The sequence below is a fragment of the Pseudomonas peli genome (assembly GCF_050563605.1).
Lineage (GTDB): Bacteria > Pseudomonadota > Gammaproteobacteria > Pseudomonadales > Pseudomonadaceae > Aquipseudomonas > Aquipseudomonas peli_A.
Genome location: NZ_JBNXUH010000023.1, coordinates 45,301 through 58,378, shown reverse-complemented (window position 1 = coordinate 58,378; position 13,078 = coordinate 45,301). Strand labels below are relative to the sequence as shown.

Annotated in this window: 14 protein-coding genes, 1 pseudogene and 1 riboswitch; of the genes and pseudogenes, 6 read left to right on the top strand and 9 right to left on the bottom strand. The window is 60.6% G+C overall.

Going from position 1 to position 13,078, the window contains the following annotated elements:
• Positions 1-76: 76 nt before the first annotated feature.
• Both ACQ4LH_RS19080 and ACQ4LH_RS19075 read right to left on the bottom strand, forming a co-directional pair.
• The gene (locus tag ACQ4LH_RS19080; RefSeq protein WP_430698639.1) at positions 77-919 is read right to left on the bottom strand and encodes a methyl-accepting chemotaxis protein; all 843 of its coding nucleotides are present in this window, start codon (positions 917-919) and stop codon (positions 77-79) included.
• A gap of 15 nt (positions 920-934) precedes the next feature.
• Positions 935-1,099, bottom strand: a pseudogene (locus tag ACQ4LH_RS19075) (HAMP domain-containing protein); the annotation flags it as partial.
• 1,291 nt (positions 1,100-2,390) lie between these two features.
• Between ACQ4LH_RS19075 and ACQ4LH_RS19070 the strand changes: the two are divergent.
• Positions 2,391-3,203, top strand: a complete 813-nt coding sequence (locus ACQ4LH_RS19070) for a M48 family metallopeptidase (protein WP_430698637.1) — start codon at positions 2,391-2,393, stop codon at positions 3,201-3,203.
• A gap of 54 nt (positions 3,204-3,257) precedes the next feature.
• Here ACQ4LH_RS19070 and ACQ4LH_RS19065 read toward each other — a convergent pair whose 3' ends face one another.
• The 4 genes from ACQ4LH_RS19065 to ACQ4LH_RS19050 all read right to left on the bottom strand — a co-directional run bounded on the left by ACQ4LH_RS19065 (position 3,258) and on the right by ACQ4LH_RS19050 (position 6,628).
• Entirely contained in the window at positions 3,258-3,701 is a 444-nt protein-coding gene (locus ACQ4LH_RS19065) for a ketosteroid isomerase-related protein (protein WP_430698636.1), read from the bottom strand.
• Between the two features lie 105 nt (positions 3,702-3,806).
• Positions 3,807-4,391 carry a TMEM165/GDT1 family protein gene (locus ACQ4LH_RS19060; RefSeq protein WP_430698635.1) on the bottom strand — a complete coding sequence of 195 codons (585 nt, stop codon included), beginning with the start codon at positions 4,389-4,391 and terminating at the stop codon, positions 3,807-3,809.
• Positions 4,392-4,461: 70 nt separating this feature from the next.
• A riboswitch (yybP-ykoY riboswitch) is annotated at positions 4,462-4,598 on the bottom strand.
• Between the two features lie 37 nt (positions 4,599-4,635).
• Positions 4,636-5,634: a methyltransferase gene (locus tag ACQ4LH_RS19055; RefSeq protein WP_430698634.1), complete on the bottom strand. Its 999-nt coding sequence runs from the start codon at positions 5,632-5,634 to the stop codon at positions 4,636-4,638.
• A gap of 28 nt (positions 5,635-5,662) precedes the next feature.
• A complete protein-coding gene (locus tag ACQ4LH_RS19050) occupies positions 5,663-6,628 on the bottom strand; it encodes a 2-hydroxyacid dehydrogenase (RefSeq protein ID WP_430698633.1) in 966 nt (321 codons plus the stop codon).
• An 82-nt stretch (positions 6,629-6,710) separates the two neighbouring features.
• On the opposite strand from ACQ4LH_RS19050, the gene ACQ4LH_RS19045 reads away from it, so the two are divergent.
• Entirely contained in the window at positions 6,711-7,340 is a 630-nt protein-coding gene (locus tag ACQ4LH_RS19045; protein WP_160088720.1) for a LysE family translocator, read from the top strand.
• A gap of 61 nt (positions 7,341-7,401) precedes the next feature.
• Here ACQ4LH_RS19045 and smpB read toward each other — a convergent pair whose 3' ends face one another.
• Complete coding sequence (gene smpB / locus ACQ4LH_RS19040; RefSeq protein ID WP_090255207.1) at positions 7,402-7,884, bottom strand: SsrA-binding protein SmpB; 483 nt, start codon at positions 7,882-7,884, stop codon at positions 7,402-7,404.
• A 166-nt stretch (positions 7,885-8,050) separates the two neighbouring features.
• Between smpB and ACQ4LH_RS19035 the strand changes: the two genes are divergently transcribed.
• From ACQ4LH_RS19035 to ACQ4LH_RS19025, 3 genes are read left to right on the top strand one after another with little or no spacing between them, the layout of a single operon-like run.
• A complete protein-coding gene (locus tag ACQ4LH_RS19035) occupies positions 8,051-9,454 on the top strand; it encodes a sodium-dependent transporter (protein WP_430698632.1) in 1,404 nt (467 codons plus the stop codon).
• 34 nt (positions 9,455-9,488) lie between these two features.
• The gene (locus ACQ4LH_RS19030) at positions 9,489-9,923 is read left to right on the top strand and encodes a type II toxin-antitoxin system RatA family toxin (protein ID WP_282876645.1); all 435 of its coding nucleotides are present in this window, start codon (positions 9,489-9,491) and stop codon (positions 9,921-9,923) included.
• Positions 9,916-10,236, top strand: a complete 321-nt coding sequence (locus tag ACQ4LH_RS19025) for an RnfH family protein (RefSeq protein ID WP_430698631.1) — start codon at positions 9,916-9,918, stop codon at positions 10,234-10,236. Before ACQ4LH_RS19030 ends, ACQ4LH_RS19025 begins: the two co-directional genes overlap by 8 nt.
• Positions 10,237-10,311: 75 nt before the next feature.
• On the opposite strand, the gene ACQ4LH_RS19020 is transcribed toward ACQ4LH_RS19025, so the two are convergent.
• Entirely contained in the window at positions 10,312-10,827 is a 516-nt protein-coding gene (locus ACQ4LH_RS19020; RefSeq protein ID WP_430698630.1) for an outer membrane protein assembly factor BamE, read from the bottom strand.
• Positions 10,828-10,924: 97 nt separating this feature from the next.
• Between ACQ4LH_RS19020 and fur the strand changes: the two genes are divergently transcribed.
• The gene (gene fur / locus ACQ4LH_RS19015; RefSeq protein ID WP_136665255.1) at positions 10,925-11,329 is read left to right on the top strand and encodes a ferric iron uptake transcriptional regulator; all 405 of its coding nucleotides are present in this window, start codon (positions 10,925-10,927) and stop codon (positions 11,327-11,329) included.
• 62 nt (positions 11,330-11,391) lie between these two features.
• Here fur and recN read toward each other — a convergent pair whose 3' ends face one another.
• A complete protein-coding gene (gene recN, locus ACQ4LH_RS19010; protein WP_430698629.1) occupies positions 11,392-13,065 on the bottom strand; it encodes a DNA repair protein RecN in 1,674 nt (557 codons plus the stop codon).
• Positions 13,066-13,078 lie beyond the last annotated feature (13 nt).

Below are 13,078 nucleotides of genomic sequence, written 5' to 3'. Positions count from 1 at the left end.
ACCGGCCACTTCATGGGCCACCTGGCCGATATTGGTTCTGTCTGCCATGCAGTCCGCCCTTTTTATTGCAGTTTGATCAGACCTTGAACTGGTTGATCAGCCGGCGTTGCTGTTCGGCCAGCTTGGTCAGTTCGGCACTGGCTTGGCTGGCTTCGTCGGCACCGCCGGCCACTTCATTGGCCACCTGGCCGATATTGGTGACGTTGCGGTTGATGTCCTCGGCCACCGCACTCTGTTCCTCGGCGGCGCTGGCGATCTGCGTGTTCATGTCGTTGATTACCGATACCGCCTGAGTGATCGATTCCAGCGCCTCGGCGGCCTGGCTGGCCTGCTGCACGCTGACCTCGGTCTTGCTCTGGCTGTCTTCCATGACCTTGACCACATCGCGCGTGCCCTGTTGCAGCTGCTGGATCATGGTCTGGATTTCTTCGGTGGCCTTCTGGGTTTTCTGCGCCAGGTTGCGCACCTCGTCGGCCACCACGGCAAAACCACGGCCCTGTTCGCCAGCGCGGGCCGCCTCAATGGCGGCGTTGAGCGCGAGCAGGTTGGTTTGCTCGGCAATTCCGCGGATCGCTACCAGGATGGCGTTGATGTTCTCGCTGTCCTTGGCCAGCGTTTGCACCACGGTTACCGCGCGGCCGATCTCCTGCGCCAGGGCGGCAATTGCATCGGCGGTGTGTTGCACCGTCTGCTTGCCCTGATTGGCGGCGCGGTCCGCATGGTTGGCGGCCTCGGCTGCATGGGTTGCGTTGCGTGCCACGTCCTGGGCGGTGGCGGTCATTTCATGCACGGCAGTGGCGACCAGTTCAATCTCCGCCAGCTGTTTCTGCACGCCCGTGTTGGTGCGGATGGCGATGTCGGCGGTGTGTTCGGAAGAGTCGCTGACCTTCTGCACCGAGCTGACTACCTGGGTAATCATGGTTTGCAGCTTGCCGAGGAAGGTATTGAAGCCCTTGGCGATATCGCCCAGTTCGTCGCTGCGGTTCACCTCCAGGCGGCGGGTCAAATCGCCATCGCCTTGGGCGATATCGTCGAGCATGGTGACCATCTGCCGCAGCGGGCGGGCGATGCCGTAACCGACGAACCAGATCACTAGCATGCCAACGCCAGCAACCAGCAGGCCCACCATGGCCATGCCTAGGGTGTCAGCTTCAGCCTGTTCAGTGAGGCCGCTCTGCAGTTCTTTCAGGTCCGCGAACACTGCGCTGGTTGGCAATACGATGGCCAGGGTCCAGCGTGTCGAGGTGCCAGCGACCTGGAACGGCAGCAGCAATTGCAGTAGCTGGCGTTCTTCGTCGAGCTTGTTGATCGGCTGGTCGTTGCTGCTTTGTTTGAGTTGATTGAGCAGCTCGGGGTCGATGGCCTTGCTCGCCGGTTGGCCAACCAGGGTCGCGTCCTGGGTCGCTGCAATCAGGGTGCCGTTGGAGGCGATCAGGGCAAGTTCGCCCGCACCGTCGTAGAGTTCGCCTTTGGCGGTGTTCAGCCGTTCCTGAATAAAGTCCAGGGCCAGGTCGTTGCCGGCTACGCCGCGGAACTGGCCATTGACCATGATTGGCGCGTTGAAGGCGGCGACCAGTACCTGCTTGCCGCCAAAGTCGTAGGAGGCCGGGTCGATCACGCAGGGCTTGCCGGTTTCCTTGGGGCACAGGTAATACTCGCCGGTGCGCACCCCGGTGGGTTGAACTTCCTCGCTTTCCATCTGCTCCACGGTCAGGGCGTCGAGCTTGAGTTGGTCGCCATCGCGGTACCACCACGGCATAAAGCGGCCGGTGTGGTCATAGCCATTTTCCTTCTGGTTGACGTAGAGGTCGTCATCCTGATCGAAGGCGTTTGGTTCCCAGCCGATATAGATGTCGAGGAGTTCAGGGTTGGCCTGGAGATAGTCACCGACCAGCTTGCTCAGCTCCTCGCGGGTCAGGCTGATGCCTGGGCTACCGTCCGTACTGCCCATCTGGCTGTTGAGGGTGGCCAGGGCTTTGGCCACCGTCATGGGATGTTCAAATTGGCGTTGCAGTTGGCCGACCTGAGCTTTGGCCAGGGCGTTCAGGCGTTGGTCGATCACATCCTCTAATAGGCCTTGGGTGCGTTCTTGCACCTGGGTCTGGGTGCGCGCTCCGGCGAACAGGGCGTAGAGCACCAGGGCGACGACTACTGCCAGGATGCTGGCCCCCGCCATGAGTGCTACGGAGGACTGGATCGACTTGAATCGCATAGGGACTCCTCAACGTGTTAGTTGCGCCTGTCCCTGGCTTATCGGCAGCGTAGCTTCAAAGCATTAGCACGCCGCTGTATCTAGCAAAGAGCGTTGAGGGCCATAGTGCAAGTCGTGCAGGTTGTTTTGCCCAGATGCACGGCCTAGCATACGGTCCCTGTCGTGAAGGAGAACTGACATGAATACCCCATTTCGTCTGGCCAGCCTGGCGCTCTGCAGCCTGCTGACGGCTTGCCAGGCTGTGAACACCACCAGTGGCGGCGCCGTAGGTGTTGAGCGCAAGCAGTACATGTTCAGCATGCTCTCGACCCAAGAGGTCAATCAGATGTATGCGCAGTCTTATCAGCAGACCCTTGGCGAGGCGTCCAGCAAGGGCGTGCTGGATAAAACCAGCAATAACGCCAAACGCCTGCGCACCATTGCTGATCGCCTGATCAAGCATGCTCCGCTGTTCCGTCCGGATTCGGCGCAGTGGCAGTGGGAGGTCAACCTGATCAAGAGCCCTGAGCTGAACGCCAACTGCGGGCCAGGCGGCAAGATCATTTTCTACAGCGGGATCATCGAAAAGCTGAAGCTCACCGACGATGAGATCGCCGCGATCATGGGCCACGAAATGGCCCACGCCCTGCGCGAGCACAGCCGTGAAGCGATGTCCAAGGCCTATGGTGTCGAGCTGGCGAAACAGGGCGCGGGTGCCTTGCTCGGTCTGGGTTCCGACAGTTTGGCCCTGGCCGATGCAGCGGTGCAGTACGGCATGATGCTGCCGAACAGTCGTGGCAATGAGAACGAGGCTGATCTGATCGGCCTTGAACTGGCGGCCCGTGGTGGCTACAACCCCAATGCTGCAGTCAGCCTGTGGCAGAAAATGGCCGCCGCCAGCGAAGTTGCTCCGCCTGAATTTATGAGCACGCACCCAGCGTCGAGCAGCCGAATCGCTTCTCTGCAGGCAGCGATTCCCAAGGTGATGCCGTTGTATGAGCAAGCGCGCTAAAGCGCAGTAAACAAAAAGCCCCCGATTGGGGGCTTTTTATTGGGCGTTATTTGCTCAGGGCAGTGCCTTGGCGGCAAAGGGCTGGGTGGCCAGGCCCAGTTGTGAGCGGAAGCTTTCCATGTCGAACATGGTGCAGATTTCCTGGATTTCATTGCTCGGGGTAATGGTCCAGAAGGCCATGGCCGAGATGCTCAGCACCTTGTCACTGGGCGGGTAGCCGAGTGCGGGCTTCTGGATGGTGCCGATCAGGGTGCTCCAGGTGACCACTTTGTAGTCTTCGGCAATGCATTCCTCGATCACCACCTGCAGATCCGGCATGGCATGACGGATGTCCTGCACCATCTGGGCAAAGGCGGGGCTGGTCAGCGGCCTGCCGATAAACGAGCTCTTGTAGAGAAAGTCTTTGCTGTGCAGCTGCTCGGCCAGCGCGGTGCGGCCTTTGTTCCACGACAGGTCGATATGGTGGCGTACCAGTTTTTTTCGATCATCCAGTGACATAGGTGTCTCCCTGACGGCTGAGTGGGCAGGATGTTGCGCACTGTAGCAGCCGTCTGGAATCCGAGGTATTGGCCGAAACGCCAGTGCCCTGGCGTCAACTTGATGTCAAATCAGCCCGCTGAACTTCAGTGCCTGATACCCCGCATACACCGCCAGTGCAGCAAAGGCGCAAGCTGCCAGGCGGCGAATCAGGGTCAGCGGCAGGCGTTCGGCGGCGAAATTCCCGGCCAGCACCACAGGTACGTTAGCCAGCAACATACCCAGAGTGGTGCCGATCACCACTAGGATAAAGTGCGGGTACTGAGCGGCCAGCATCACTGTGGCGATCTGGGTTTTGTCGCCCATTTCCGCCAGGAAGAAGGCGATCAGCGTAGTCAGGAATGGGCCGTAGCGCTTGAACTTGGAGCTTTCGTCGTCATCCAGCTTGTCCGGGATTAGCGTCCACAGCGCTACGGCAACAAAGCTGGCGGCGAGAATCCAGCTCAGGGTGGCGGGGGAGAAGAAGCTGGCAACCCAGTTGCCGATAGCGCCTGCGGCGAAATGATTGGCCAGGGTGGCGACCACGATGCCCCAGATGATCGGCCAGGGTTTGCGAAAGCGCGCGGCCAACAGCAAAGCGAGCAGCTGCGTCTTGTCGCCGATTTCGGCCAAGGCAACGATAAAGGTTGGAACAAACAGGGATTCGAGCATCAGGCTTTCCTAAGGGGCGGGTCGACACGGCTATGACACGTACAGCCTTCCCGCCCCGGGTAAGGTGTGCGTGTCATAGGTCTTGTCAAACCGCAGACCCCTCTGAGTGGGCCTTGGGTCGCACGCGCCATGCTCTGCTGAGCAAGTATGTTGACGCGTGCCGGGCGAGCTGGCGCTCGCGGGAGACTACTCCCCTAGGACGCGCGCATTCTGCCCGCGCATCCGTGATAGGGCAAGCCCCGTTTCAGCCTTTGCGGGCGCGGTAGATGCGAAAGCCCTTGGCGTCGGCCAGGGTCAGGCAGGGACCGAGGTGCTGTTCGATCAGCGGCGGGTATTTGAGAAAGCTGTTGGCGACCAGGCGCAATTCGCCTTTGCTGGCGAGGTGCTGACTGGCCTGACGCAGCAGGTGTTCGGTGGCCTGGTAGTGGGTGTGCACGCCTTGGTGAAAGGGCGGGTTGCTGAGGATCGCACTCAGGCCCGTGGGCGCCGCATCGATGCCGTCACCATTGATGACATCGGCCTGTAGGTCATTGGCGGCAAGAGTCAGGCGGCTGCTTTCGACGGCAAAAGCGTCCACATCCAGCAGGGTGATCTGGCTGTCCGGATAGCGGCGTTTCAGCGCCGCGCCGAGTACGCCGGCTCCACAGCCGAAATCCAGAATATGTCCGCTTGGCAAGCCATCGAGGTGTTCAAGCAGCAGCGCGCTGCCAACGTCCAGGCGACCATGGCTGAATACCCCTGGCAGGCTGAGTACCTGCAGCGGCCCGTCGGCCAGGGCCAGTTCATAGCGTTGCGCCAGGCTGTGCAGATCCGGCGTGGCGGGTGCGTGTTCAACCCGTACTTGCCAGAGCTGACAGTGCCGTGCGCTGTCGAGCTTGCGTGCCTGGCCAAAGTTCGCCAGCTGCTTGGCGGCGCGTTCAATGCCGGCGCGTTTCTCTCCGACCAGAAACAGTTCGCGCCCGCCGAGGCGGGCCGCCAGGGCATTGAGCAGGTATTCGGTTAGCTCGCGGGATTTCGGCAGAAACAGCACGGCTGCCTGGAAGTCGCATTCGCCAGGCTGGGTGCCAAAGTGGCAGCGATTGCTGAAACGGGCGTCCAGCAGCGCGTGCTCGCCGGCATGCCAGCTCCAGCCGTGGGCCTCGGGGAATTGACCGAGCAGGTCATCCGCCGGCAAGCCGGCAAGCAGCAGTGGGCCGTTGAATAGATCGGCCTGGCGCAGCAGTACTTTGCTTCGCGGGTCCATAAGCGCTCCTCGAAAAAAGTCGCGTAGCTTAGCTGACAACGCGCATGGGCGTGCCGTTGAAGAAGGCCAAAGCGTTTTCACTGAGCTGGCCGACGATGCGTTGCCGTGCTTCGCGGCTGCCCCAGGCGCTGTGCGGGGTGATGATCAGTCGCGGAATATCCGCAGCGAGCAAGGGGTTGCCGTCTTTCGGCGGCTCCTGGGTCAGTACATCGGTTGCGGCGCCGCCCAGGTGGCCTGCGCGCAATGCGTCAGCCAGGGCCTGCTCGTTGATCAGGCCGCCGCGCGCGGTATTGATCAGGAAAGCTGCGGGCTTCATCAGACTGAGTTCGCGGGCATTAATCATGTTCAGGGTGTCGCTGTTCAGCGGGCAATGCAGGGTGAGGGCATCGACCTGGGGCAGCAGCTCATCCAGTGGCAGACGGTCGGCACGCGCAGGGCGGCCGGGCAACTGGCCGAGCAGCACTCGCATGCCGAAGGCTTCGGCCAGTTTGGCGACTGCGCCACCTAGCTCGCCATGGCCAAGCAGACCAAGGGTTTTGCCGTACAGTTCGACGATTGGGTAATCGAGCAGGCAGAACTGCTGCGCCTGCTGCCAGCGGCCGGCGCGAACGTCCTGTTGGTAATCGGGCAGGCGTGTGGCCAGGGCAAGAAGCAACATTAGGGTGTGTTGCGCCACCGATGGCGTGCCGTAACCCTGGCAGTTGCATACGCTGACGCCGTGGGCGCGGGCGGCAGCCAGGTCTATCGGGTTGGTGCCGGTGGCGGCCACCAGTACCAGCTTCAGCTCCGGGCAGGCGGCGAACACTTCGGCATTCAGCGGCACCTTGTTGCTGATCGCCACCTGCGCGCCCTGCAGGCGTTCGATGGTTTGCGCCTGGGTGCTGTGCGGGTACAGCTGCAGGTCGGCAAAGCAGGCGCTCAGGTTGGACAGGTCGAGGTCGCCCAAGTCGAGTGAGCTGTGGTCGAGAAAGACGGCGCGGTGACTGTTACTCATCAGCTGTATCTATCCTGCGGGTTTGGGCGGGGAGTAAGGTGGCGAGCCTAACAGAATCATTTCGACGTCGCGGAGCCGCCCCATGTACTGGACTGAGTTTTTAGCTGTGGCCCTGATCCACTTGCTGGCCGTGGCCAGCCCTGGCCCGGATTTCGCGATTGTGGTGCGCGAGAGTGTGGCGCATGGTCGGCGTGCCGGCATCTTCAGTGCGATTGGCGTGGGCTGCGGGATTTTTATCCATGTGGCCTATTCGTTGCTGGGTATCGGCTTGATCGTGTCGCAGTCGATTGTGCTATTCAACGCCCTGAAGTGGTTGGCGGCGGCTTACCTGCTGTATATCGGCATTCGGGCGCTGCGGGCCAAACCGGCAAGCCCGAGCGATGCCGAGTTGAGCCTGGATGAGGGCGAGCGCTCGCCGCGTGCAGCTTTTGTTGCAGGCTTTGTAACCAATGGCCTGAACCCCAAGGCCACGCTGTTCTTCCTCTCGCTGTTTACCGTGGTGATCAACCCTCATACGCCGCTGCCGGTGCAGGCGGGCTACGGCGTTTATCTGGCGGTGGCCACAGCGCTGTGGTTCTGCATGGTCGCTCAGTTGTTCAGTCATCAGCGGGTGCGTGCCGGTTTTGCGCGGATGGGCCACTGGTTTGATCGGCTGATGGGGGCTGTGCTGGTGGGGTTGGGCGTCAAGCTGGCATTTAGCGAGTTGCGCTAAACCGAACGCTGCAACGAAAACGCCCCGCATTGCGGGGCGTTTTCATTAGTGCAGAGTCGATTTACTCGTCTTTGCCTTTGCTGCGCATCGCGCGCTGCACTTCGCGGTCGGCGTCGCGTTCTTTCTCGGTGTGGCGCTTGTCGAAGTCTTTCTTGCCCTTGGCCAGGGCAATCTCGCACTTGATCAGGTGCGCCTTCCAATAAATCGACATGGCCACGCAGGCATAGCCTTTTTGCTGGACGGCACCGAACAGCTTGTCCAGCTCGCGTTTATTCAGCAGCAGCTTGCGGGTGCGTGTCGGGTCAGCGATCACATGGGTGCTCGCCGCCGTCAGCGGGGTAATGTGGCAGCCCATCAGCCAGGCTTCGTCGTTCTTCAACAGCACGTAGCTGTCGACCAACTGGGCCTTGCCGGCGCGCAGACTTTTCACTTCCCAGCCGGCCAGGACCAAGCCTGCCTCGAACCTGGATTCGACGAAGTAGTCGTGCATCGCCTTCTTGTTTTGCGCGATGGTGCCTTGCGGATGTTTCTTTTGTTTAGCCATAGGGCGCGCATTATAGGGAGTCACTGGCGCGGGCGCTATGTGTGCGGCGGGGCAAAATCAGCTTTGCCGGGCAGCCTGATGCTGCGCGGTGTCGGCTGCGCTTGAGCCGCCCTGGCGAATCCCCGACAATGCGCGATCTTTTTTCACTAGAGCGGGCTAGCCGAGCATGGCGAACGATAAGGTTTCGATACACGGTGCCTGGGCCAGCCGTTGGGTGTTTATTCTGGCGGCGACCGGTTCGGCTGTTGGCTTGGGCAATATCTGGAAGTTTCCCTATATGACCGGCATGTACGGCGGCGGGGCTTTCGTGATGATGTACCTGGTGTGCATCTTTATGGTCGGTCTACCGATCATGCTTGCCGAAACCCTGATTGGTCGGCGCGGCCGGCAGAGCCCGGTGAATACCCTCAAGACCCTGGCTATCGAGTCGGGCGCTTCGCCGAAATGGTCCTGGGCGGCGCTGGTGGGGATGGTTGCTGCTCTGCTGATTCTGTCGTTTTACAGTGTGGTGGCCGGCTGGTCGCTGGATTACATCCTCAGCATGGGCGGCGGGCAGTTTGCTGGCGTCAGCGCGGAGGGTGCTGGCGCTGCGTTTGGTGCGCTGACGGCTGACCCATGGCGGCTGACCCTGTGGCATACGCTGTTTATGCTGCTGACCGGCTTTGTTATCGCCCGTGGCGTGGTGGCCGGTCTTGAGCGCAGCCTGCGCATCATGATGCCGCTGCTATTTGTGCTGCTGCTGGTGCTGCTGGGTTACAGCATGACCACCGGGCACTTTATGCAGGGCTTCCATTTTCTCTTCGATTTCCAGCCAGATCGCGTGCTCGATGGCGTGCTGGCGGCCATGGGGCATGCCTTCTTTACCCTGAGTGTCGGTGTGGGCGCGATCATGGTCTACGGCTCGTACATGCCGAAGAACGCCTCGATTGGCGGCACCATTCTCACCGTCGGCATCCTCGATACTCTGGTGGCCCTCACCGCCGGGATGGCGCTGTTTCCCATCGTCTTCGCCGGTGGTCTGGAGCCTGGCGCAGGGCCGGGGCTGATGTTTGTCACCCTGCCGGTGGCGTTCGGCAATATCGCCTTTGGCCAGGTGATGGGCACGCTGTTCTTTATCCTAGTGCTGATCGCTGCCTGGACCTCGTCGATCTCCATGCTGGAGCCTGCGGTGGCCTATTTGGTCGAGCGTACCAAGCGCAGCCGAGTGCTGGTGACCAGCGTGTTGGCGTTCCTCTGTTGGGTGGTTGGCATGGGCACGGTGTTGTCCTTTAACTTGGGGGCTGAAGCGAAGTTCTTTGTCTTCGGCGAGGATGGTTTCCACCTGTTCCAGTGGGGCGCTGAGGGCGGGCGGAATTTCTTCGACACCATCGATTACCTGACCAGCCGTATTCTGTTGCCGTTCGGTGGCCTGGCGTTCGCCATATTCGCCGGCTGGGTGCTTAAACGTGAAGCCGTGCGTGAAGAGCTGGCAATGAAAAGCCCGCTGCTATTCAACGTGGTGTATTGGTTGATTCGTGTGGTCGCGCCAATTGGCGTGCTGATCGTGTTTGTCGCAGAGTTGAGCAAATGATCGCCTGCATCCTGTTTAGCCAAGTGGTTGGGTTATGAGTACTCATATTCAGCGTTCGGCGCTGTTGCCTTATCCCGCGCGGGCGCTGTTTGATCTGGTCAATGATGTGGCCAGTTACCCGCAGTTCCTGCCCTGGTGTTCGGCCAGCGAAGTGCTTGAGGCCAGCGACACGCATATGCGTGCCAGTCTGGCGGTGGCGAAGGGCGGCTTGAGCCAGCGCTTTGTCACGGCCAACACCCTAGTGCCGGGCGAGCTGATCAAGCTGACCTTGGTCGAAGGGCCGTTTACTCAGCTATATGGGCATTGGGAGTTCAAGGCGCTGGGCGAAAAGGCCTGCAAGATCAGCTTGGATCTGACTTTCGATTACGCAGGGCCGTTGGTACGGGCGACCCTCGGGCCGCTGTTCAATCAGGCCACTAATACCCTGGTCGATGCATTCTGCCAAAGGGCCAAGCAACTTTATGGATAAGCCAAATATCGTGGTCGAAGTGGTTTATGCCCTGGCCGACAAGCAGAAGTTGCTGCGCCTTAGTTTGCCTTATGGCACCACGGTGCGTCAGGCAGCGGTGCAGTCCGGGATGCAGGCGCATTTTCCCGATCTGGATCTGCACAACAGCCCGCTGGGGATTTTTGGCAAGGCAGTGAGCAAGCCCGATGAGCGCGTGCTGGAAGAGGGTGAGCGGGTGGAGATCTACCGGCCGCTGATTGCCGACCCGAAAGAAGTGCGCAAGCAGCGTGCTGCCAAAGCGGCGCAAGCCAAGGCCGACGATGCCGGTCACTAGCCGCTAAAAACTAGGCCTGCTGGAATGCAGGCGTAAAAAAGCCCGGACATGTCCGGGCTTTTTTATCAGCAAATATTACTGCGGCGTGCTTTCCAGGGGCTCTGGAGTAGGTACTGGCACGACTTTCACGTCGTCCACTTCGCGCTGAATTTGTTCAAGCAGCGAGCCTGGAGCGGGTTTCTCTTCAACCTGCTGCTGAGTGGCTTGCGGAGTGGTAACGCCGCTGTCTTCACCCAGGATGGCCTGATCGCGGCTGACGCCCGGCATAAAGTCGCCAGACAGGCCGACCAGTTGGTCTTCGGCGTTGAAGTTCACGCTGACGCGCTCCTGCAGGCGCTTACCACCACCTGGCTGGATGCTGTACAGGTAATCCCAACGATTGGCGTGGAAGGTGTCAGTGAGCAGGGGGTTGCCCATGATAAACCGCACTTGCTTGCGGGTCATTCCCGGGCGCAACTGGTCTATCATGTCCTGCGTGACGACATTGCCCTGTTGGATGTCGATTTTATAAACCCCGGGGAATGAACAACCGGCGAGTGCGAGTAGCCCCGTAAGGGTGAGGCTGGTCAGCAGGAGTTTGGTTTTTTGCATCGGTGGGCGACTTCCACTATCTTGGCTGGGCAATATAACCCCGGATCATACCCGCAATAAAGGAAGCTGCGAAGCCGCTTCCGTGAGAAAGCAGACCATGGTTGAAAATAGCGAACTACGCAAGGCTGGCCTGAAAGTGACCCTACCACGGGTCAAGATACTGCAAATGCTCGACTCTGCCGGTCAGCGTCACATGAGTGCTGAAGATGTCTACAAGGCACTGATGGAGGCGGGTGACGACGTAGGTTTGGCCACCGTGTACCGCGTACTGACCCAGTTCGAAGCAGCTGGTCTGGTGGTTCGCCATAACTTCGATGGCGGTCATGCGGTCTTCGAATTGGCGGACAGCGGCCATCACGATCATATGGTCTGTGTCGATTCCGGTGAAGTGATCGAGTTCTTCGACGCCGAGATCGAAAAGCGTCAGAAAGAAATCGTCAAAGAGCACGGCTTTGAACTGGTTGATCACAATCTTGTGCTGTATGTGCGCAAGAAAACCTGATTGATGCAGGCATAACAAAGGCGACCCTAGGGTCGCCTTTGTGCTTTCTGCGTGGCGCTGAATCAGGCCTGGGCGCTGCCGACCATCTGCCGGGCATGGGCCAGGGATTCTTCGGTGAGGTCAACGCCGCCGAGCATGCGTGCGATTTCCTCGACTCGCTGCGCTGGGCTCAGTTTACTGACTGCGGTGCGGGTGGCATCGCTTTCGCGAACTTTGTGCACGAACAGATGCTGGTGTCCTTGCGCCGCGACTTGCGGCAGGTGGGTGACGGTCAGTACCTGGCCGCGTTCGCCGAGGCGGCGCAGTAGCTGGCCGACCACTTCGGCGGTGGGGCCGCCGATGCCGACGTCAACTTCATCGAATACCAGGGTTGGCACCCGCGAGGTTTGCGCGGTGATTACCTGAATCGCCAGGCTGATACGTGAAAGTTCGCCGCCCGAGGCGACCTTGGCCAGAGCCTTCAACGGCTGGCCAGGGTTGGCGCTGACCAGAAACTCCAGCTGCTCCAGACCGTTGGGGTGCGGTTCGCTGTTGCTGTTGGCGCTGAGCTTGATATTGAAACGCCCGCCTGGCATGCCGAGGGTCTGCATTTCCTGCTCGACCGCCCTGGCCAGCTGGCTGGCAGCGTTGTTGCGCAGGGTGCTGAGTTCCGCCGCTTTTTCCTGGTAATGCCGCTCGAAGGCGGCCAGTTCGTCGCTCAGGCGTTCGGCAGCCTGGTCATCGGCGTTAAGGCTTTCCAGTTCCTCGAACAGCTGTTGCTGCATGGCGCCCAGCTCTGTTGGCTGGATGCGGTGTTTGCGCGCCAGGGTGTAGATCGCGTCCAGGCGCTCTTCCATCTGGCGCAGGCGTTCAGGGTCGGCGTCGAAATGGTCGAGAAAACGGTTCAGTTCGCCGACGGCTTCTTCTACCTGGATCTGCGCGCTAGCCAGCAGGTTGGTGGCTTCGCTCAGTGCGCCGGGCTGACCCTGGAACGCGCTGAGGCGATTGAGGCTGCTGGTCAGGGCGGACAGCACGTTGCCAGCGTCATTCTCGCTGCACTGCTCGATCACCAGGCGGCAGGCGCTGAGCAGGCTTTCGGCGTTGGTCAGGTTCTTGTGTTCCTGTTCCAGGTTGTCCAGCTCGTCTTCGCCGAGTGCCAGGTTGTCCAGCTCTTCCAGTTGATAGCTGAGCAATTGATGACGCGCGCGTTGTTCGTCGCCGATGCTGGAAACCCGCTCCAGCTCATTCTTGGTCTGCTTCCAGCGTTGTGCGGCGAGCTGCACCTGGCGCGCCAACTCCTGGCTGCCGGCGTATTCGTCGAGCAGGCGGCGGTGGGTATCGGGCTTGAGCAGAGATTGGTGCTCATGCTGGCTGTGGATGTCGATCAACAGTTCGCCGAGGGCCTTGAGATCGCCTTGCGGGCAGGGTGAGCCATTGATATAGCCACGTGAGCGGCCTTCGGCGGTAATCACTCGGCGCAGGATGCATGGGCCGTCATTGTCCAGATCACGCTCGGCCAGCCAGGCGCGCGCTTCGGGGATGTCGTGCAGATCGAAACTGGCGAGGATGTCCGCCTTGTCCGCACCGGGACGTACCACGCCGCTGTCGGCGCGATCACCCAGGGTCAGGCCGAGGGCGTCGAGCATGATCGACTTGCCGGCGCCAGTTTCCCCGCTGATCACGCTCATGCCGGCGTCCAGCTCTAGATCAAGGTGTTCAACGATGGCGTAGTTGTGTACGGACAGGTGCACCAGCATGGCGAGGGCCTCC

Bases quoted from the DNA above. Each gene is read 5' to 3' on its own strand.
- ACQ4LH_RS19080 (WP_430698639.1), bottom strand. From the start codon at position 919: ATGATTACCCAGGTAGTCAGCTCGGTGCAGAAGGTCAGCGACTCTTCC.
- ACQ4LH_RS19070 (WP_430698637.1), top strand. From the start codon at position 2,391: ATGAATACCCCATTTCGTCTGGCCAGCCTGGCGCTCTGCAGCCTGCTG.
- ACQ4LH_RS19065 (WP_430698636.1), bottom strand. From the start codon at position 3,701: ATGTCACTGGATGATCGAAAAAAACTGGTACGCCACCATATCGACCTG.
- ACQ4LH_RS19060 (WP_430698635.1), bottom strand. From the start codon at position 4,391: ATGCTCGAATCCCTGTTTGTTCCAACCTTTATCGTTGCCTTGGCCGAA.
- ACQ4LH_RS19055 (WP_430698634.1), bottom strand. From the start codon at position 5,634: ATGGACCCGCGAAGCAAAGTACTGCTGCGCCAGGCCGATCTATTCAAC.
- ACQ4LH_RS19050 (WP_430698633.1), bottom strand. From the start codon at position 6,628: ATGAGTAACAGTCACCGCGCCGTCTTTCTCGACCACAGCTCACTCGAC.
- ACQ4LH_RS19045 (WP_160088720.1), top strand. From the start codon at position 6,711: ATGTACTGGACTGAGTTTTTAGCTGTGGCCCTGATCCACTTGCTGGCC.
- smpB (WP_090255207.1), bottom strand. From the start codon at position 7,884: ATGGCTAAACAAAAGAAACATCCGCAAGGCACCATCGCGCAAAACAAG.
- ACQ4LH_RS19035 (WP_430698632.1), top strand. From the start codon at position 8,051: ATGGCGAACGATAAGGTTTCGATACACGGTGCCTGGGCCAGCCGTTGG.
- ACQ4LH_RS19030 (WP_282876645.1), top strand. From the start codon at position 9,489: ATGAGTACTCATATTCAGCGTTCGGCGCTGTTGCCTTATCCCGCGCGG.
- ACQ4LH_RS19025 (WP_430698631.1), top strand. From the start codon at position 9,916: ATGGATAAGCCAAATATCGTGGTCGAAGTGGTTTATGCCCTGGCCGAC.
- ACQ4LH_RS19020 (WP_430698630.1), bottom strand. From the start codon at position 10,827: ATGCAAAAAACCAAACTCCTGCTGACCAGCCTCACCCTTACGGGGCTA.
- fur (WP_136665255.1), top strand. From the start codon at position 10,925: ATGGTTGAAAATAGCGAACTACGCAAGGCTGGCCTGAAAGTGACCCTA.
- recN (WP_430698629.1), bottom strand. From the start codon at position 13,065: ATGCTGGTGCACCTGTCCGTACACAACTACGCCATCGTTGAACACCTT.